The sequence below is a fragment of the Photobacterium sp. SKA34 genome (assembly GCF_000153325.1).
GTDB lineage: Bacteria > Pseudomonadota > Gammaproteobacteria > Enterobacterales > Vibrionaceae > Photobacterium.
In genome coordinates this window covers 727,276-747,298 of the sequence record NZ_CH724141.1, presented here as the reverse complement: position 1 = coordinate 747,298, position 20,023 = coordinate 727,276, and the positions used below count along the sequence as shown (strand labels likewise).

The following is a 20,023-nucleotide window of genomic DNA, read 5'->3' as shown; positions in this document are numbered from 1 at the left end:
GTCAGTTCTTATTTTTAGTGAGTGCAATCAGCACTAGCTTATTTTTGCGATGGAGTATAAAAGCATAGCTTTTCTGAACTGTAAATGAACTAATGTTGTGATTAGTAATTATACGGTGTGTTTTTATTAAAAGTAGATGATATCTTGTATAAGTCATTTATTTTACAATGTTTTATATGTTTACTGTATAAATGGTAGACATTATTCCGATTATTTATTGACAGTTGTTATGCGCTTAAAGCCATTATTTTGTTGGTGATAATATAATATAGTGTTCGTTAAGTTCTTGACTAAAAGCCCAAGGTTGAATGATTCAAAAATTGGGCTGATGAATGAGATTATTTATTTTTATGTCCTTCTCGATAGCGGTTGTTGCTTCGGCTTATTCGGGTTTCTTCCCATCGTTTTCTTTCTAAATGTCCTTCCTTATGGCCTGTGGTTGATAAGTAGTTATTGTTATTTATTGTCGTCAACACATAGCTTTGTTGTTGCTGATTGGTATTTAATTGCTGAGTATGGTCCAGATACTTAATCGTACTATCTGTGATCTGTTGGGTATATTGTGGTGAACTGACGGGAATGGCAAAAGCTGATAACGAATGCAGTGTTAATGATAAGACTAGAGTCGTGATAACGCGTTGCATGGTCTTTCTCTCAATATTAAGAAGGGCACAGTAAACGATATTTCCTCTGAATTAAGCATGATAGAAGTATTCATATTTCATTCATAATTAAATGAAATTTCATTAAAAATAAATACGTTATTGCCAACACAATGCTTTTTTTTATGTTTCAGCATACACTAGATGTTTTAATTGAAGGTGTATTAAAACCATGGACCACGATTTTCAAGAACAAGCATTTATGATACGTGCACTTTTATTATCTCATCAATCATTACCAGACTGTCGCCCGAACCCTCCAGTAGGATGTGTATTAGTTAAAAATGGTGAGATTATGAGTGAAGGATTTACTCAGCCGCCAGGACAATACCATGCAGAAGCGATGGCGCTAGCTAATTATCATGGTTCTTTTACGGACGTAACTGCTTATGTGACATTAGAGCCGTGCTCATTCGTTGGACGTACTCCTTCTTGTGCACATACATTTGTTGAATTAGGTATTAAGAAAGTTGTTGTTGCAACACTGGATCCTGACAGTCGCAATAGTGGTAAAGGTATCGCGATTTTAAAAGAGGCAGGTGTTGAGGTAGAAGTAGGGCTTTGTGAAAATGAAGTGTTAGATTTTATTGAGCCTTACTTAATTAAAAATTAATAACATAAATAGAAAAACCCAATTAATAAAAATATACTTTCATTAATTGGGCTCTTAATCTTTTTATATTATTCTTATTTAAAATAAGAATAATATCTAAACTAAAGAATATTATTTAGTTGATGTTTTGTGGTGTAAACGAGATGATTCTTTATGGTCATGTTCTTTTGTTTTATGATGACGATGCTCATCATGTTCATGACGATCGCCATGAGTTTGTTCTGGATGCTTATGGCCTACAGGATCACCGCCATGTTGTGTGTGTGGGTGACTTTTCTCATGATCACGCATTTCATGATGATCACGATTATGTTTATGCTCAGCACCGTCATCGTAACGACGTTCCATTTTTTCATGCTCGAATTCAGCGCCATGTTGATGACCGCCTTGTGAACCATTGTGCTCTTGACTATTAAAATGTGCCATAACTAAATCCTTTGATAAACAGCGTTAAAAATAAGTTGGTGTCTGTCTATGGATTTAAATTTACTCTTATTTTAAAGTTGAACAATACACGTTTTTATAATCAAAAGTTTTATTTTTGGTAATTGCTGATATAACGAAATAGGTATATTAATTTAGCCTTTTTATTTAAGTGCTAAATGCTCAACGTAATAAATTAATTAATCGTTACATTTATTAATTTATTAAAATTATCAGAATATGCAACTTTGACATAGTGTGCTTAAAGGTCTAATCAGAGCTTAAATTATGTTTTTTAACGCCTATAAAACCACATCACAATCAGTGTTATCTAATTAAGATAAAATCAATTTAATCAATGATATGCAGGGTTTGATAAATTAGCGATTCGCAAGCAAAGGGATTAAATTAATTAAAGGTTTAACAACTGAAGGGCACTTAAAGTTGCGTTTTGAAGTGAATGGGGAGGAGCTCCTACAGGTCAATGTTTCTAACCAGTAGCTTAGAATATGTAACATTTAGTACATTTAGGATTTGATGAAAGAAAAAAGCCGAGCTTTAAAGCTCGGCTTTTTTATGATCATTAAGTGGTTATGCTAATAAATCTTTTGCTGTTTCAACAATATTATCTGTTGTAAAGCCAAACATTTTAAAGAGCTCATCAGCAGGTGCTGACTCACCAAATGTAGTCATACCGATAATACGACCATCAAAACCAACATACTTGTACCAGAAATCTGCAATACCTGCTTCAATAGCAATACGAGCTGTTACATCTGAAGGTAATACGCTTTCACGATATGCTGCATCTTGCTTGTCAAACAGATCTGTTGCAGGCATAGAAACAAGACGTACCTTACGACCTTCAGTTGTTAGTTGTGCGTAAGCTTCTGCTGCAATACCTACTTCTGAACCGGTTGCAATTAAGATTAGCTCAGGTTTGCCTTCACAGTCTTTAAGGATGTAACCACCCCTAGCGATGTTAGCTACTTGTGCAGCGTCACGATCTTGTTGTGTTAGGTTTTGACGAGAGAATATCAGTGATGTTGGGCCATCTTTGCGCTCGATTGCGTATTTCCAAGCGACTGCTGATTCAACTTGGTCACATGGACGCCATGTACTCATGTTTGGTGTTAGACGTAGAGAAGCGATCTGCTCTACAGGTTGGTGCGTAGGACCATCTTCACCTAAACCGATTGAATCGTGCGTGTAAACTTGAATGTTCTGAATTTTCATCAGCGCAGCCATACGCATTGCATTACGTGCATATTCCATAAACATTAGGAATGTTGCACCGTAAGGAACGAAACCACCGTGTAGTGCCATACCATTGATCATCGCAGTCATACCAAACTCACGTACACCGTAGTGAATGTAGTTACCAGATGCATCTGTTGGTGTGATTGACTTAGAGCCAGACCACATGGTTAGGTTTGATGGTGCAAGGTCTGCTGAACCGCCCATGAATTCAGGTAGAATTTTACCGAATGCTTCAAGTGCGTTTTGTGATGCTTTACGAGAAGCGATATTTGCAGGGTTCGCTTGAAGATCTGCAATAATTTCAGATGTCACTTGATCCCAGTTTGCTGGTAGCTCACCGTTCATACGACGTTTGAATTCAGCAGCGAGTTCAGGGTAAGCAGCAGCATACGCGGCAAACTTTTCATCCCATGCAGCTTCTTTCACTTTACCTGCTTCTTTCGCATCCCATTCAGCGTAAATTTCTGCTGGAATTTCAAATGAGCCGTAAGTCCAACCTAGGAATTCACGTGCTGCTTTAATTTCATCAGCGCCTAGTGGAGCACCGTGACAGTCGTGAGAGCCAGATTTGTTTGGAGAACCAAAACCAATGATCGTTTTACAACAAATAAGAGTTGGCTTACCTGTTTCAGCTTTAGCTGCTTCAATTGCCGCATTAATTGCTGCTGCATCATGACCATCAACAGCAGGAATGACATGCCAGCCGTAAGATTCAAAACGCTCAGGCGTGTTATCAGTGAACCAACCTTCAACGTGACCATCGATAGAAATACCGTTGTCATCCCAGAACGCGATCAGTTTACCAAGACCTAATGTACCTGCTAATGAACATGCTTCGTGAGAAACACCTTCCATTAGACAGCCATCACCAAGGAAAGAGTATGTGTAGTGATCAACAACGTCATGACCTTCACGGTTAAATTGTGCAGCCATTGCTTTTTCAGCAAGTGCCATACCAACCGCATTAGTAATACCTTGGCCTAGAGGACCTGTGGTTGTTTCAATACCTGGAGCGTAGCCGTATTCTGGGTGACCAGGTGTTTTAGAATGAAGTTGACGGAAATTCTTCAGCTCATCGATAGAAAGATCGTAACCTGTAAGGTGAAGTAGCGAATAGATAAGCATTGAACCGTGGCCGTTTGATAATACAAAACGGTCGCGATCAGCCCACTTAGGATTTTGTGGGTTATGATTCATGTGACCACGCCAAAGTACTTCAGCGATATCTGCCATACCCATAGGTGCGCCAGGGTGACCAGAATTTGCTTGTTGTACGCCATCCATGCTTAGGGCACGAATCGCATTCGCTAACATTTTATGTTCCATAGTGTTTCCACCAAATATATGAGATTTAAACTTAAGAAAGCGGCAAAGGCCGCTTTCTGGAATACTTAATTAAGCGATTAAAGACGCTCTGCAATCATTGCTTCAAGTTTACCTTGGTCAATTGCGAAGTTACGGATGCCTTCCGCTAGTTTCTCAACTGCCATTGGATCTTGATTATGTTCCCATAAGAACTCAGCATGTGTCATTGCTGCTGGACGATCTTTCAGATCTGTTGTTGCTTTTAGTTTCTCAACAACGTCACCTTGTGCTTCTTCTAGTTCTTGAAGGAGTTGTGGGCTAATCGTTAAACGGTCACAACCTGCCAGTTCAAGAATTTCACCAGTATTACGGAAGCTTGCGCCCATAACTACAGTATTGTAACCGTGTTCTTTGTAGTAGTTATAGATATTCGTTACAGAAATCACACCTGGATCTTCTTGTGGTGCAAAATCACGACCTTCTTTCGCTTTGTACCAGTCCATAATACGACCAACGAATGGCGAAATAAGGAAGACGCCAGCTTCAGCACAAGCACGAGCCTGCGCAAAAGAGAATAGAAGAGTTAGGTTACAGTTGATACCTTCTTTTTCTAGGATTTCCGCTGCACGGATACCTTCCCAAGTAGAAGCAAGTTTGATGAGGATACGATCGTTGCTAATACCTGCATCGTTGTACATTTTGATAAGTTGACGTGCTTTTGTAACACTGCCTTCTGTATCGTAAGAAAGGCGAGCATCAACTTCAGTTGAAATACGACCAGGTACAACGTTAAGAATTTCTTTACCAATGCTTACTGCAAGCATATCGCAAGTATCTTGTACTTGTTGTGCTTTATCATCGCCTTGTGCTTTTGCGTAAGCGATAGAAGCATCGATAAGTGGTGCGTACTCAGCGATTTGTGCAGCTTTTAAGATCAAAGATGGGTTAGTTGTCGCGTCTTCTGGTTGGTATTTTTTAATGTCTTTAATATCGCCAGTATCTGCTACAACAGTAGTTAGTGCGCGTAGTTGTTCTAATTTTGTGCTCATATCTATTGACCTTATCTATAGGACTTATGCCATGCCAGCCACTATTTATAACGTGAAATGCTGTCATGCTCAAAAGAATTTATTACTTATTCTTAACCTGTTCATACAAAGCCATTCACGCACTCAGTGAGCGAATGGTTTAAGTAAGAGCATTTGATAAATCGATAATCGACTTTTTAAGTGTTTTTGTCAATTCAACATGCGAATAAATCCCCTTTAGATCCCAATAAAAGTAGGTCTAATTCACTTTGTCTGCGAGATGTTGATATTAACTACAATTTTTTTGGTTTTTAATGGTGAGCGGATGATCACTTACTTGGGCATATGTTCATTTTTAAAGAGATAAACAAATAAAAATTCCACAAAAATATTGGGTAAAATATCTAACGTACTTTATGGTAATAATGAAAAAAGCCATTAACTTTCGTTAATGGCTTTTTTTCACGTAGAGATGATCACACTACATTAGAAGTTGTAGTTAACACCTACATAGTACATCGTTGTTTCTGAATCGATGTTTAAATCTTTATCGTTATCCGCTTTTTCAAGATCTGTTGATAGGTAGTCAATACCTGCACGAAGATCGACATGTTCAGCAACTGCAAAGTTAACACCCGCACCCGCAGTCCAGCCAAAACCATCAACATCAATATCGTGACGGTTAATATCACCGGCGCCATCGTAATCGCCATCAACAGCAACGTAAGCGACACCAGCTTTAGCAAATAGAGATAATTGATCATTAATTGGCATCATTAAACGAGGAGTCAGAGTCGCGTAACCTTTTTTAATGTTATCTTGCTCGCCTGTTTGACCTAATGTTGCTTCAAGACCAAGGTTTTCAGTGAAGTTGTAACCACCGTATACGCCGTATGCAAGTACATTTTCGTCGTAGTTATATTCCCAATGGTCAGCTTTAAGATCCGTAGTTGCATTACCAACGCTTGCACCTATGTATGGACCTGTCTGATCGGCAAGAGCTGCGCCAGATGCTGTTGTAAGAACAAGTGCTAATGGTAATAGAATCTTTTTCATCATAATTTCCTTATGTTTTTTTTTTGGTTTTTCAAGAGTTAATACTCTAACTCTTGAGTGTCACTAACTGCTGACGGGGAGAATATGGTTCATTCACAAGCTAAATGTCATGGAATTGAAAGGTGTTTTATTGCTCGGGTTTATTTGACATTGAGCTAACAATTTACGGACATGATTCACACAAAACGCATTAATAGTGAATGAATGGCGTTAAAATTCATCTTTATAAGCAATTTTTGTTACTTTTGGTGAATGTGTATTCAATGCGTGTTATCTAGAAAAACTGAAAGTCAGCCATTAGATAATATTAATTGTGCATAGCTAATGGATTTAAGTTTAAAAGAAACGCGTCAGCGACGAGTCGGGATAGAACCTGATTTACTGGCAGCTTATTATCAGATTGAAAGTCAGCGTTTTAGTCAATTTGATGAATGTTTACGTATAACGCCTCAAGGTCGAGAAAAACTTGAAGTGCAGATTAATGCTGAAAAATTAGCAGGATAAAGAAAATTAAAATTGTCCACGTATAATATTTAGGTAAAAATGCGCGCTAAAGCCTGTTTTTTAAACGAATGATGAATTTGTTTAAAAATAGGCTTTACAGGTGAGTGATTGCTAGGTATTATTCGCCGCCATTACGGAGAGATGGCTGAGTGGTTGAAAGCACCGGTCTTGAAAACCGGCATACGTTTATAGCGTATCTAGGGTTCAAATCCCTATCTCTCCGCCATATTCTAGAGATTCGATGCTATCGGATTTCATAAAGAATTGGAGCGGTAGTTCAGTTGGTTAGAATACCGGCCTGTCACGCCGGGGGTCGCGGGTTCGAGTCCCGTCCGCTCCGCCAATACAACGAAGCCTCGTCAGAAATGACGGGGCTTTTTTGTGTCTAAATTTAAGCTTTTGTGGTATATATTGATGCACCTAGCCGAGGTCGAGAGTCCCGCTGGAATGCCTACACTGCTATTTCACTAACATAATGCTGTCAATTAACGTAGTGATTTTGTTAATCAAAAAATACTGCTAACCAAATCGTCAGTTTATTTGGTTCAGTCCAACTAACACGGTGTTTTTGGTGAGCAGGAATATAAAGATGATCGCCTTTCTCTAATGTTACAATTTCATTATTATCAAAGGTGATCTCTGCTTTACCCTCTAATACGATAATCCATTCATTTTCAGATTGATCGTACCATTCATCAATTGGTGTTACATGTCCTTGAGAGACAATGCGTTCGACACGTACAGAATCGGTTTTAAGTAAGTCGATAAATTCTTCATTATCGAGTTTGACAGGTAATTGACTAAAAATATTCATCATGTCTGTTTTCCATTAACAGGTGGTTGAAGCACGTTTTCAATTTCTCAATTAAGGCTGGTATGTCATCAATTGAGGTATTACCAAAGCCAAGCACAATACCCTGCCAGTTTCGAATAGTATTCGGCAGTTCATAATAACTCAGTGGCCGTACGATAATATTGTGCTGGAAAGCCTGACCACAAAATTGTTTTTCACAGACGCTCTGGTGCCATCTTACTGTAACATGAAGCCCCGCAGCTTGACTGATCACCTCCCATTGTTGGTCAAAACAGTCATTAATATTTTGGATCATTTGTTGATGTTTTGCTTGGTATAGCCTGCGCATTTTTCGAATGTGTCGATGCAAGTGGCCGACATGAATAAATTCTGCCATTGCTAATTGAAGTTGGGCTTGCGTTTCACCGCTGAGAGCATCTTTTATTTCAAGGTAACGAGAAAGAAGAGCTTGAGGGACGACCAAATAACCAAGACGAATACTGTTGCACATCACTTTACTAAAAGTACCAATATAGATGATATTCACTTTGATATTGGTTTGAGCTGCAAGTCCTTGTAAGGAAGGGTAAGGGCGGTGAGCATATTGAAATTCACTGTCGTAATCATCTTCAATAATGGTCACATTATGTTGGCTTGCCCATTTAAGTAATTGGATCCGTTGAGAGATATTAAGTGTTGTGCCTAATGGATACTGGTTACTGGGGGTAATGTAAATGGCTTTAGCTTTTGTTTTGGATAATTGTTTAAGGTTAATTCCATCGAATGGAGTCACTGAAAGGGGAGCTATTTTTACATTGCATAATTTGACTACTTTACGCATTTGAGCATAACCGGGATTTTCAATAATGATTATATCGTTAGGCTGAGTGCTTGCCATTATTGCCATGATTAATGCTTGTTGTGCACCCGAAGTTGAAATGATCCTATCGGCGGTGACATCGACAGAGCGTGATGTTTTCAAGTAATGCATTAATACTTCTCTAAATTCCCACTCATCTTGTAGATCGTTACAACCAAGAAACTGTATTCGATCAAACTGTTGTTGATAAAGACGTTGCCACTTTTTTCTAGGAAATGCAGCAAGATCTGGCACGCCAGGAGCAAAGGCATTATTCGTTGTGTTTATTTGCTGTTTGATTGTGGGTTGTTTAAATGAATGTTCACTGCTCGTTGTCGTGAGGTAATGATCTGGTAGGGTGGCTGCGACATAAAAACCGCTACCTGCTTGGCTTAGAATATAACCTTCAGCAACTAGTTGGTCGTATGTGGCAATAATCGTATTACGACTGACATCGAGAATTTGTGCTAGGTGACGAGTTGATGGCAACTTACTGTTTTTTGGTCAATATCCTTGAGTTATTTTATCACGAATAGCAATAAACAAACTTTGCTGGCGTGAACCTTGGTGATGGGAAAGGGTTAAATCTCCGGTATCAATTAATATCAAACTGGATCCATCCATTATTCAAAACTGGCACTTATCTACAGTACCAAAGTTTGATGTTATGTCTATCAGAAGGAAGTGTAATTGTGGATCAATAGGAGAGATTGCGATGTTATCAAGTACTGATAGAACGACGATAAAGAAAAATCCGAATAAAGCCGTTTTAGAGACAGAAAAGCTCTATCAAATAATAGACGAAAGCTTACTTGCACATATTGCTATTGAGCAAAATGAGCAACCAATAGTTATTCCGATGTTGGTATGGCGAGTTGATAATAATATCTATGTCCATGGGGCTAAAAATAGCCGTTTAATTCGCGCGTTAAAAAAGGGGAAATCTTGTTGTTTAACATTTACGTTATTTGATGGTTGGGTACTTGCACGCTCTGCATTTCATCACAGTGCCCATTATCGCTCAGCAATGGTCTTTGGACAGTTTGATGCTATTGATGATAACCAATACAAAAATGCGTTACTGAACCACTTTATTGAGCAAATCGCACCGGGGCGAAGTGAATGTGTACGACAAGGCAATGAAAAAGAACTTACAGCGACGGAATTACTCGTGATGCCATTAACAGAGGCGTCGGTAAAAATCGGTTGTAATGGTGTAAATGATGATGAGCGAGATATGGATTTATCCATTTGGGCAGGAATAATTCCTTATAAAACCGTTATTGGTCCATTACAAGATGATGAGAAGATGGCGAATGGAATTGATCAACCTGATTATTCTTTAGCTTATGGAAATCGATGGTATATATAAACACGATCAGAAAAATTAAGTCCAGCCATATATTACTGGACTTAGCTCTCTGAGTATTAGTAAGATCGATTTAGGTTAAATTATGCTTGATGATGCTTTATTTGACCTTCTGTTGTTAAACGTGCATAACCATGTAAATGTGCACGACGCTTGCCTTTACATGTTTGATGAATAATTTACTAATCAGTACAAGTGAAAATTTATCTTATAAATTATTGATAATTTAAATTAAATCTTATTCTGATTGCCGTGTTTAATAAGCAAAAAAAGAGGATTAAGGAATGTGCTCATTAGATTGAAAATAACGCTAGCGATAAAATAAAAAGTAGCGCTAATTATTTTAAGCCATTTCTTAACAGGTAAGAAAAAAAGCCTGATAACTTAATGCTGGAAGGCGTTATCAGGCTTTTGTTATTCTATTTGATATAAAAATTATTCTTCCCAGCGAATCAATGTATCGCTAGGCCAATCATGCCCAATATCTGTGTATTTTTTCTCTAGTACATGACGTTTAATTTTAAGGGTTGGCGTTAAAATACCATTCTCAATTGACCAAGGTTCTTTAATCATCAACACACCTTTGATCTTAGCGTGAGATTCTAGCTCTCTGTTAATAGTTTTTATTACATGATGAACACGCTTTTCGTAACGTTTACGATCAAAGTTAGGGAAGTGATGAGGGAGTGCCAATAAAATGGGCGCTGGCATTCCTGAGCCAACTAAACACATCATCTCAACATTACTGAGTTCAAACAGACGTTTCTCAATTGGCACGGGAGAGACGAATTTCCCTTTAGCCGTTTTGAAGGTATCTTTTTTACGACCTTGAATAGTGAGGTAACCATCTTCATCAATAAAACCGATATCACCAGTATATAACCAGCCTTCGCTATCAAAGCTTTCTTTGGTTGCAGCATCATTGTTGTAATAGCCAGAAAATAAGCCTTTACTACGTACTAATATCTCATCATCTGCGGCAATTTTTAGTTCAATGCCAGGGCCGGCATTACCAACACTACCGACTTTGTCACTTCGGTATGGGTGGTTTAACGTGCTATAGGCAAAAGATTCTGTCATCCCCCAAGCTTCGGTAATATTGAGCCCAATACTTTCATACCAACGTAATAAACCTGCAGAAACGGGAGCAGAACCACAGCCTAATACTCGCGCTTCGTTAAGCCCTAAACCATCAGCGAGCTTGCGCTTAATTAAGCCCGAGATAAATGGAATTTTAAGTAAAAGATTCAGTTTTGCTGGTGGAAGTTTCTCTTGAATTCGTTGTTGGAAAAGCGTCCATAAACGCGGTACAGAAACAAAAATAGTAGGGCGGTGCATTTTTACATCATCGATAAAGGTATCAAGAGACTCAGGAAACGCCACTTGAAGCCCAGACATAATGGATGAACCAAAAATGTAAACCCGCTCAGTAATGTGAGCGAGTGGAAGATAAGAAAATAACCGCTCTGTTTCACCTAATCCAATATGATTGATTATTTGATGTGATGCCCAAGCGAAAGCGCCATAAGTCAGCATCGCGCCTTTGGGTAGCCCAGATGTGCCCGATGTATAAACAATCGACATTAATTCATCATCAGTATGTGCTGGACGTTCATTGCTTGGTGCATGTTGTTCAATCAACGTAGAAAAATGATATTGCCCTTCAGGTGTTCCTGGGTAGCTTAAAGAGATCGTCGGTATATCTGATAACGTTTGTGTGACGCTATTAATTGCATCAGGGCTATCAAGTTTACCGATAATCACTAATTTACTGTCACTATGAGTAATGCAATGCTCAATGGTCTCAGCCCCTGCCGTAGGGAAAATAGGAACACTGATATAGCTACCTAGCATCATGGCCAAATCACAAATAAACCATTCCGCACAGTTTTTAGAGACGAGTGCAATACGCTCGCCTGGTTGGATCCCTAGTGCACGAAAGGCACTGACTAGACGTAAAGCTTTATCAGCAACATCTGCATAGGTGTAGTCAACAAATTCACGGTTGATAATTTGGCGAAGATAGATATCAGTAGGACGTTCTTCTGCCCATTGTAAGATCATGTCATTGGGTAGCAGTTGAGCCATATTAATTTCCCTTAAATGGTTTGCTACAAGGATGAAATCGTTCGATGACATCGTTTGTTATTATATTGTTAAATTTAAAGCGTATTTTAGGGGCTAGTCAAGGTGTTGGGTAAGGAAAATCAGTAAGATAAAGAGGCTGAATTTGAAGGTAGGATGACTGAATCAAGTATTTATTAGTATAAAATCAATCAATTATTTAAAACACTTGTATGAAACGAAACTAAATTCCTCACCGAATAAATTAATGACTTTGTATCAGATCTGTTACCACGATCATGTTTGCTTTTTTATTGATAAAAGCGACAATAATAATGTACTTTCATTGTCGCTTAACAAGATTACAGCTGAATGTAATTATACGCCTGTTGGCTGAGTGTTTGATAACTCGATGAAGTGCGATCTTGTGATTCACAAATACTGAGTAAATCCTCAATGAAATAACCTAATGCTCGGTTTTCTATGGTTTTGATTTGTTGCTGTATTATTGGAGATAAATCATCGTAAATTGAAGCAGCACCAAAATCGCCAACCAGAATATTTGCATGCTCATCAAAAAGGACGTTATGGGCATAAATATCACCATGAGCAACGCCTTGATTTTGCATATGTTTAATCACGTTTGTCATTTGTGACACTATTTTTGATATTTGCTCAATGGTTAACGTAAAGCCGTTTGAAAAGGTATCGCGCGTACAGGTTTTAAACGTTGGTGGTAGGCCTAAGTTTTCAAAGTGCGCAGGGATCAATGCCATAACCAGCGCTAAATGTTTAGGGTCTGTAACGTGTGCTAATGACTCTACAAGGTTTGGATGACGACCTGTTTTGAGGCAAGCGTTTAATTCATCTTGTGGGTAACCGTCAGATGTAACTTCACCTTTAAAAACTTTAACTGCGATATCTGCTGCCAGTTGATGGGTATTATTTTTCCATTCAGCTAATGAAATAACCCCAGATGCACCCTGGCCAAGCACTTCTTGTAACGTGTAATCACTTGGTACAACTTCAGGCAATGTATTTTTTACCTGCTGACGGCAATTAAAATCATTACCAGAAAAAGCCAGCCATGCGAGTTTTGGTAAATTAAGCAGCTGAGTTGGAAATGTTTGTAAACGGTTAGCAGATAAACGGATCAATTCTAAGTTATGTAGTTGGTCCATTGTACTTGGCAATTCTGTGAGTTGGTTACCTGCTAACGCAAGTTTTTGCAGGCGAGGACGTAACCCTAAACTTTGTGGTAATTGAGTGATGTTATTATCGGTTAAAATCAGCCATCGCAGTTTTTGAGGTAACGATGTTTCATCAACGGTAGTGATCTGGTTTGATTTAAACCCGATCATTTCTAAGTTTGGGCAAGCCCCTAAGATCTTTGGTAACTCGGTAAAGCAGTTATTTGACATAAATACAATGCGTAGCTTGGTTAGCTTGGCAAAGTCGTCAGGTAACTGGCTCAGTTTGTTATCTGTTAAATCTAGGATTTCCAAACTATCAGCTAGCGAAAGTATTTCGAGAGGAAATGTGGTTAATTGCTGTGAAATTTTTAGTTGGGAAATATGCGCAAGTTCACCAGAGCGTAGCTGTTCTAACGTATGCAAAATCTGTAGACCTAATTATATGAAGAGTATTTTCCCTATTATACCTTGTGTGGTGTGAATGCCAATTAACGAAATAGCGATAGGAATTTTAATGACTTATCTAGAAGTGTAAATAACGTACATGATTTTGTTGTAAAAATGTCCACACTATCGGTTGCACCATAGTAAAAGGCCAGTACACTAGCGCCTAGTTTTGATGATATCTGTTACTGATTTCGTTTCTTTCCAAAAATGACACTGCAAGTACCGAGGGTTTTGTGTTTAAAAAAGCGTTATTGCCATTATTGGTTATGTTCACTGCTGTTACTGATGTTCAAGCAGCTTATTCGTATTCAACTTACCCTCCTGCAGGTACACGAACCGTAGATGATGTAATGAAGCATTACTCTCCTTTCGTTGAACCGCGGATGAAACGTTATTTTGAACATGCCGGTTTATCTTACCCTCCCCAGAATATTGCACTCTTTGCGATGAAAGAAGAGATGTCAGTTGAGCTATGGGCAGAAGAGAAAGGTAAATGGTCTTACGTTAAGCGTTACAATATCGAAAAAATAAGCGGTAAAAAAGGACCTAAGCTACGTGAAGGTGATAAACAAGTTCCGGAAGGTATTTATCGTATATCTTTGTTGAATCCTAATAGTCGTTTTCACCTTTCGATGAAGCTAGATTATCCGAATGCTTTTGATCGTAAATACGCAAAGTTAGAAGGTAGAACGTTCCCTGGTAGTAATATTTTCATTCATGGTAAACAAGCATCGACGGGTTGTTTAGCAATGGGTGATTATAGTATTGAAGAGCTATTTTTACTCGCCCAGAGAACAGGGCTTGATAATATCGAGGTAGTTATTAGCCCACATGACCCGAAAAAAGGGAAATTGCTGGCGTCAGTGAATCAACCGTTCTGGACTCAGATCCTTTATCGTAATATTGAACAACAAGCGAGTAAGTTTGGTCGATAGTTGGTGGAAGGTTCTATTTATAAAATGGCTTGCAAAGTAAATAATTACATTTGATTTGGCGCTTTTTAACCAGATACAACATGATGTCGCTAAAAATATGAGTTAGCGCTAGTTAAGGGAATCACATTTTGTAATACTAATACGAGCCACTGATTTCAATGAAGGATAATCATTGAAATCGTACTGTTGCATAAAATGATTATAATAGAGTCAACTCATTATGCCAAAGCGTAGTAAAGAAGATACAGAGATAACCATCCAAACGATTATGGATGCTGTAATTGATCAAATTCTTACCTTGGGTTACGACAAAATGTCATACACCACGTTGAGTAATCAAACAGGGATCTCTCGTACCGGAATTAGCCATCACTTTCCCAAGAAACAAGACTTTGCGCATGCACTTGATGGACGTATCTATCAGCTGTTTGTTGATAAGCTTGATTTAACAAACGATTTAGTAGCATTTTCTGCAAGTTGGTCTGTTGCGCTTGATGATGAAAAATTCCGTGCAATTTTACGCTTACTTTTCCACCATATTTCTTCTGCAGAAACATCACATGAGTTTGCACATCGTGGAATTGAACGCTTATTTACTCTTTGTGAGCAACGTTATGGCCAGCAAAGTATTGATGAATTAGAACGCTTACTAGGGCGCTCTTTGATTCGTTTAGCTCGATAGATCATTATTTGGGTATTTTTTAAATAAATACTAAGATGTGATCCAATATTAAACCCGCTTTATAGTGGGTTTTTTTTACAGTCAACATATCTAATAAGTTGTTGATTATTGCTTACAGTTAACAACTTTTTATTTGATAAAATTAGATTGTTATCCTAACTTTAAATTAGACGTTTGGTTGGGGGGGGTAATGGAGCATTTTTATCATTTAGTGGCAACAAGCAAAGAGATTGAGATTGGTGATATTGAGGTGGATGCGTCAGTTGAACCTTATGGTTATTCTGTTAGCAAGCCGATGCGCCATGAGGGTGTGAATTTACTCTTTAGTTCGGAAGGTGAGCCTGAGTTTTATGCGAATGCTTATATCTTGAGTCGTCGCATTGTAGAAGGTGTTAAGGAGACTGAACCAACCTCTTATGCTCTATTGCGTTACTTCCGATTCTTAGCGAAAAACAGCCTCAATTGGAACGATGAGAATCAAGAGCTTGAACGTTACCCAATCTACCTTTTCCGCAGTTACTTAAATAAGCAAATTGATAAGGGGAATATGAGAAGAAGTGTCGGCTCTTCCACCCTTTCTGTGATTCGTCGGTTCTATGTATTTTGTATGCGGCACGGTTATATCGACAAGTTGCCATTCGAAGTGAATGGGTACACTAAGTACGGTCAAATGCTGACGGATATTACCATTACAAGCCCCAAGCAAGAAACCGAACTAAGACCAATGAATGACCTTGATATTCAGCATATAAGGGATAATTGGCATCGAGCAGGTGTTTCTGGTGAGTTTCGATTGATTGTTGCTACCTCGATAAACTCTGGATTAAGAGCGATAGAAGTCTGTGATTTAAAACCTCGACATGTCAAAGTTCCAAAAGGGTTTAAGGGCAAGACGTATACGGAAATTAAGATTGGTAATTCTTTTGGCTGTAAAACAAAGCGTGGTACTGACCGAACTATCTCTATGCCCGTTTGGTTGATGACGCAATTAACGAAGTATTGTGAAAGTGAGCGCTACAAAGAGCGAGCGAGACTCTATTTTGCTATGACGGGTGATGAAGATGCTCCCATTTTTATTACTCGGGATGGGAATCGATTTCATGAGGATGGGAAGAAGTCCAGTACGCTCGATACTCTTTGGAGTCGCTTGAGAGCAGCGATTAAAGAAAACAGTAATCCGCACTTTGACCATATTTATCATGATACGAGAGTCACGTTTCTGGCGAATAAATTTGAGTTACTGGTTAATACGGATGGTATCACAACTACTCAAGCGTTGAAGCTTCTTAAAGATGAGGCAGGACATCGAGCTTTGAGTACAACAATGCACTATCTCACCCATTGGGAAGGTAATCCAACGAAGAATATCGCGCCTGAATTAATGATGGATTTATTGGCAGAGGATTGCATCTTATGACCGATCAAATAGATGGCAGTAAACCAGAAAATACTCGCACTTACCGCTCTATTTCCACGGATGAAATGCAGTCGGAAAATACGTTAACAACCATTCATCAATGGAAATATGTCTGGAAAAATGGTTTTGGGGTTAATTATACCTGTGACTTCCAAGAGTTACTAAAATACAGGACTCAAAAGCATGTCCGTTTTCTTATTTCTAAAGTTGAGCAGTCGGGGTGGTCTGAGACATCGAAAACTAATCATTTCAAATACATTCGAGCTATATTATCCCACGCCTTTAATGAGCAAAAAGGTAAGAAAAAAGTTGAGCTATCTGTGGATACGGCTGCTGCCTATATTCATGCTCAATGGCTATCAATCAGAACAACAGGTATAGGGTTACACGGTCAATCTAAATCAGCGAAATCGTTGGGGCAAGAGGCTTCTATGTATAGCTCCATGCTAAAAAAGTTTGGCTTAGGAGTGATTCCCAAAGCACGTCGAAATCTTGATACAAACTCTGCTGCTCTTGATTCGAACAACTATACCAAAGATGAGCTTAAGTTAGTTGCTCGTGCCTTACTATCAGATAGAAAGGCGCTGTATAAGCGTTATCTGGATGAGTCTATCAGTGATTACCAAAGAACGTTTGCATTTAATTGCTTGATATATAATGCCGTATTGCTATACATCTATTACACGGCAGCAGGTCAAACTGAGGCGTTAAATACTTACGTGATAGAAGATGAATGGAAGGTTGATAAGGTTGGTGGCAATCGCATATCAGTGAAGGGATTAAAGACTCGTGGTTACAAAGAAGAGACACGTTCGTTTACACCAAGAGCAGCATCGAAAACGTTTTTTGAAGAGCACTTTCAATTATCAAAGCTAAACGCAGAAGATTTAGGATTGGATAAACATTATTTGTTTGTCCGTAGAAACGGAAAAACACCCACACAGTTGAATCTGTTTCATTATATTCAACAACTAATGGGGCGCTCGGTATCATTAAAAATGGCTGTATCGAATAATGCCAGCTTCACTTTAAATTGTGAGCGATTGAAATCCTCCGTGAAGAATTATGCAGAAAATAAGCTTGGTCGTCCAAGTGCAATGGCGGGGACACGTAATCAATCTGAGTCTACTTGGAATAATAATAAGTACGGTAAGAATTCAAAAGAGGTCGCGAGACCTGAGTTGGCGATGGGAACGTCAACATTGTACGCTTACAGTAAAAACCCTACAGGTGGCGCTATGGTTGCCATTGCCACCACAAAGGCTAAACACTGTGAAGTTTTATCTGTAGAAGAAGCTGATGCACTTAGAGAGGCTTCTAAACATCCTGTAGATGATATTTCTAATGGTGGGGTTTGCAAGGGGGAAGATACACCTCAGAAGCGTGAATTCCATAAATCAAACATGGATGTGGGTTTATTGGATGAGGATGATGTAAAGGGTTTAGGGTGTGGGTACGTCATAAAATGTTTCGTCTGTCGAAATTTTGCTGTTATTGATGAAGTTCATGATATTTGGCGTTTTCTTTCATTTGAACTCAGGTTGAAAGAGGCGCTGATTGCGCACAAAGATTTAACGCACTTCATTAACAATTTTGGTGAGGTTCAAGCGTCCATTACTGAAATTAAAAAGCACTTCAAAAAAAGAAACCTCAAAGCCGCAGAAACCTATCTGAAGCGTCAGGGCTGTCATCCCCTGTGGGATGAGGACTCTATCTCGGATATTTTTAAGGGATAACTTATGTACAGTATTAGTCATCATCATGCTTTATTTGATAAGTATTCGTTATCAACCGACACAAGCTTTACGATGCCGACAATAGGAACAGTGGTGAGCGTTAAAAAAGATGGTAGCCCAGCCTCTTATTTTGAAGATGATAAATGGAACTTTAATGACTTGTTTAATACGAAAGGGGCTAAAGAGAGTGATTATATAATAAACTTTCACTCCCAAAAGCATAATCCTGAGTTACTGCTTGAATTAAAGCAGAGAGTCTATTGGTTAATTTGGGGAGGTAAAGGTTCATTACTGGAAGTTGAAGGCGCTGGCACTTTTCGTAAGATTGAGTCCATTATCGTTATATTTAAGAAGTTAAACCCTTTATTAAGGATATTTAAAGGGACTCGCATTAACCGCTTTAGATATTTATCTAATGAAATTATTTTCTCGCAAATCATCGAGTCATTGAAAGGTTTGGGTGAACAAACAATTACTCATAAGCTAGATGCGCTAAATGTGTTGACGCAGGTTAATCCTCAGTTCCCTGAGCATCAGCGATTTACTATTCCTTATCAAGACGGTCAAACAGCAAGGACGATAGCTAAAAAAATAGCCGGTAAAGGTAAAGGTCACTACCCTACGGTTATTCCTGTTATCTATGAGCAGTTTTTATCTCGAACTGTTAATGAAGTGGAATCAGCTTATTTGGAGTTCTTGAATGGGCGTGATTTTGATGCTGATGTGGAAAGTGAATATCAATCCTTACTTGTCGATTTAGATATAAGTGCTGAAATCGAAGCGCTATACCAAGAGCTGACGACGGATGTCGATATACAAGAAAGGGCAAATAAAAATACATGTTCTGAAGAGGACATTCGTGATGATTTCATGAAAAAGGCGCAGGAAGCCGTTGAAATAACGTATCGAAATCAAGCTTATCAGTCCGTCCTTGAAGTCTACAAGACCAATAATCCCCTCCTTGATGTAAAAGAATATGCGAAATGTAACGACATAACAGAAAGAGAAGCTGTCGATAAATTTAGAATCATCGAAGGCGCTTGCTTTGCCGCTTGCTCTGCTTTTACGGGGATGCGGGTAAGTGAGCTGACACAAATTGATAACACCTCTTACAAAGAGGTTGATATTGACGGTATTACACTTTGCACCATGCGCTCTTGGACAAATAAATTAGAGAAACTGGATAGAGAAGATGTATGGGCATGTGCGCCAGTCTGTAGAGAAGCCTTGTTAGTCTTAACTGTACTGAACGATAGTTATCGTGATGAATCAGGTAATATCCATCTTAGTCCACGATTTAGTTTCGATGGGAGAAGTAACACAGGTAATAATATTAAGCGTCAATTGAAAGATGTGGTTTTGCATACTCAGAATCTGACTTTATTGTTTTTATCTTATAGTAATTACCTCGATATTCGTTACATACCTGATGAAATGGATGAGGTGAACAACCTATTAAATCCTATTGTGGCGGAAAGACTTAACCCTATTAAAGCAAATGATAAAGGTGAATTGTTTTGGAGTGTTTCAACACACTCATTAAGACGCACCTTTGCACACTTTGTGGTTGGGTATGGTCTTGTTTCTCTCGCTTCACTAAAGCATCAGTTTAAGCACATCAACCTTTCTATGACGGCTATTTATGCCAGCCACTCTGTAGTGGCATAGTGAATTTGG

At 38.6% G+C, this 20,023-nt stretch carries 16 protein-coding genes, 2 tRNA genes and 1 pseudogene; 10 read left to right on the top strand and 9 right to left on the bottom strand.

What is annotated here, in order from left to right; all coding sequences use genetic code 11:
• Positions 1-338 precede the first annotated feature (338 nt).
• Entirely contained in the window at positions 339-644 is a 306-nt protein-coding gene (locus tag SKA34_RS23125) for a hypothetical protein (RefSeq protein WP_157044448.1), read from the bottom strand.
• Between the two features lie 190 nt (positions 645-834).
• Between SKA34_RS23125 and SKA34_RS04890 the strand changes: the two genes are divergently transcribed.
• Positions 835-1,275, top strand: a complete 441-nt coding sequence (locus tag SKA34_RS04890; protein WP_006644400.1) for a bifunctional diaminohydroxyphosphoribosylaminopyrimidine deaminase/5-amino-6-(5-phosphoribosylamino)uracil reductase RibD — start codon at positions 835-837, stop codon at positions 1,273-1,275.
• A gap of 111 nt (positions 1,276-1,386) precedes the next feature.
• Here the strand turns inward: SKA34_RS04890 and SKA34_RS04885 are convergent, their stop codons facing one another.
• The 4 genes from SKA34_RS04885 to SKA34_RS04870 all read right to left on the bottom strand — a co-directional run bounded on the left by SKA34_RS04885 (position 1,387) and on the right by SKA34_RS04870 (position 6,347).
• Positions 1,387-1,701 (bottom strand): hypothetical protein, encoded by a 315-nt coding sequence (locus SKA34_RS04885; protein WP_006644399.1) that lies wholly within the window; start codon positions 1,699-1,701, stop codon positions 1,387-1,389.
• A 588-nt stretch (positions 1,702-2,289) separates the two neighbouring features.
• Entirely contained in the window at positions 2,290-4,284 is a 1,995-nt protein-coding gene (gene tkt, locus SKA34_RS04880; protein ID WP_039859718.1) for a transketolase, read from the bottom strand.
• 77 nt (positions 4,285-4,361) lie between these two features.
• On the bottom strand, positions 4,362-5,312 hold the full coding sequence (gene tal / locus SKA34_RS04875) for a transaldolase (protein ID WP_006644397.1): 951 nt from the start codon (positions 5,310-5,312) through the stop codon (positions 4,362-4,364).
• Positions 5,313-5,777: 465 nt separating this feature from the next.
• Positions 5,778-6,347, bottom strand: coding sequence for an outer membrane protein (locus SKA34_RS04870; RefSeq protein ID WP_006644396.1), 570 nt, complete (start codon positions 6,345-6,347; stop codon positions 5,778-5,780).
• A gap of 324 nt (positions 6,348-6,671) precedes the next feature.
• Here SKA34_RS04870 and SKA34_RS04865 point away from each other — a divergent pair, with 324 nt between their 5' ends.
• The 3 genes from SKA34_RS04865 (at position 6,672) to SKA34_RS04855 (ending at position 7,194) form a co-directional block, all read left to right on the top strand.
• On the top strand, positions 6,672-6,851 hold the full coding sequence (locus SKA34_RS04865; protein ID WP_006644395.1) for a hypothetical protein: 180 nt from the start codon (positions 6,672-6,674) through the stop codon (positions 6,849-6,851).
• Positions 6,852-6,986: 135 nt separating this feature from the next.
• A tRNA-Ser gene (locus SKA34_RS04860) sits at positions 6,987-7,077 on the top strand.
• A gap of 40 nt (positions 7,078-7,117) precedes the next feature.
• Positions 7,118-7,194: transfer RNA gene (locus SKA34_RS04855), tRNA-Asp, on the top strand.
• A gap of 159 nt (positions 7,195-7,353) precedes the next feature.
• Here SKA34_RS04855 and SKA34_RS04850 read toward each other — a convergent pair.
• Together SKA34_RS04850 and SKA34_RS04845 are read right to left on the bottom strand one after the other, a co-directional pair.
• Complete coding sequence (locus tag SKA34_RS04850; protein ID WP_006644394.1) at positions 7,354-7,668, bottom strand: cupin domain-containing protein; 315 nt, start codon at positions 7,666-7,668, stop codon at positions 7,354-7,356.
• Positions 7,652-9,127, bottom strand: a pseudogene (locus tag SKA34_RS04845) (PLP-dependent aminotransferase family protein). Before SKA34_RS04845 ends, SKA34_RS04850 begins: the two are co-directional and overlap by 17 nt.
• Positions 9,128-9,218: 91 nt before the next feature.
• Between SKA34_RS04845 and SKA34_RS04840 the strand changes: the two are divergent.
• Positions 9,219-9,875 (top strand): pyridoxamine 5'-phosphate oxidase family protein, encoded by a 657-nt coding sequence (locus SKA34_RS04840; RefSeq protein ID WP_006644392.1) that lies wholly within the window; start codon positions 9,219-9,221, stop codon positions 9,873-9,875.
• A gap of 432 nt (positions 9,876-10,307) precedes the next feature.
• Here the strand turns inward: SKA34_RS04840 and SKA34_RS04835 are convergent, their stop codons facing one another.
• Both SKA34_RS04835 and SKA34_RS04830 read right to left on the bottom strand, forming a co-directional pair.
• A complete protein-coding gene (locus SKA34_RS04835; RefSeq protein WP_006644391.1) occupies positions 10,308-11,960 on the bottom strand; it encodes an AMP-binding protein in 1,653 nt (550 codons plus the stop codon).
• A gap of 338 nt (positions 11,961-12,298) precedes the next feature.
• The gene (locus SKA34_RS04830; RefSeq protein WP_006644390.1) at positions 12,299-13,552 is read right to left on the bottom strand and encodes a leucine-rich repeat-containing protein kinase family protein; all 1,254 of its coding nucleotides are present in this window, start codon (positions 13,550-13,552) and stop codon (positions 12,299-12,301) included.
• 257 nt (positions 13,553-13,809) lie between these two features.
• Between SKA34_RS04830 and SKA34_RS04825 the strand changes: the two genes are divergently transcribed.
• From SKA34_RS04825 to SKA34_RS23490, 5 genes are all read left to right on the top strand, one after another.
• Entirely contained in the window at positions 13,810-14,511 is a 702-nt protein-coding gene (locus SKA34_RS04825) for a murein L,D-transpeptidase family protein (protein ID WP_006644389.1), read from the top strand.
• Between the two features lie 220 nt (positions 14,512-14,731).
• Complete coding sequence (locus SKA34_RS04820; RefSeq protein ID WP_006644388.1) at positions 14,732-15,193, top strand: TetR/AcrR family transcriptional regulator; 462 nt, start codon at positions 14,732-14,734, stop codon at positions 15,191-15,193.
• 190 nt (positions 15,194-15,383) lie between these two features.
• Entirely contained in the window at positions 15,384-16,610 is a 1,227-nt protein-coding gene (locus tag SKA34_RS04815) for a site-specific integrase (RefSeq protein WP_006644387.1), read from the top strand.
• A complete protein-coding gene (locus SKA34_RS04810; RefSeq protein ID WP_006644386.1) occupies positions 16,607-18,346 on the top strand; it encodes a hypothetical protein in 1,740 nt (579 codons plus the stop codon). Before SKA34_RS04815 ends, SKA34_RS04810 begins: the two co-directional genes overlap by 4 nt.
• Before the next feature lie 3 nt (positions 18,347-18,349).
• The gene (locus SKA34_RS23490; RefSeq protein ID WP_006644385.1) at positions 18,350-20,014 is read left to right on the top strand and encodes a hypothetical protein; all 1,665 of its coding nucleotides are present in this window, start codon (positions 18,350-18,352) and stop codon (positions 20,012-20,014) included.
• Positions 20,015-20,023 lie beyond the last annotated feature (9 nt).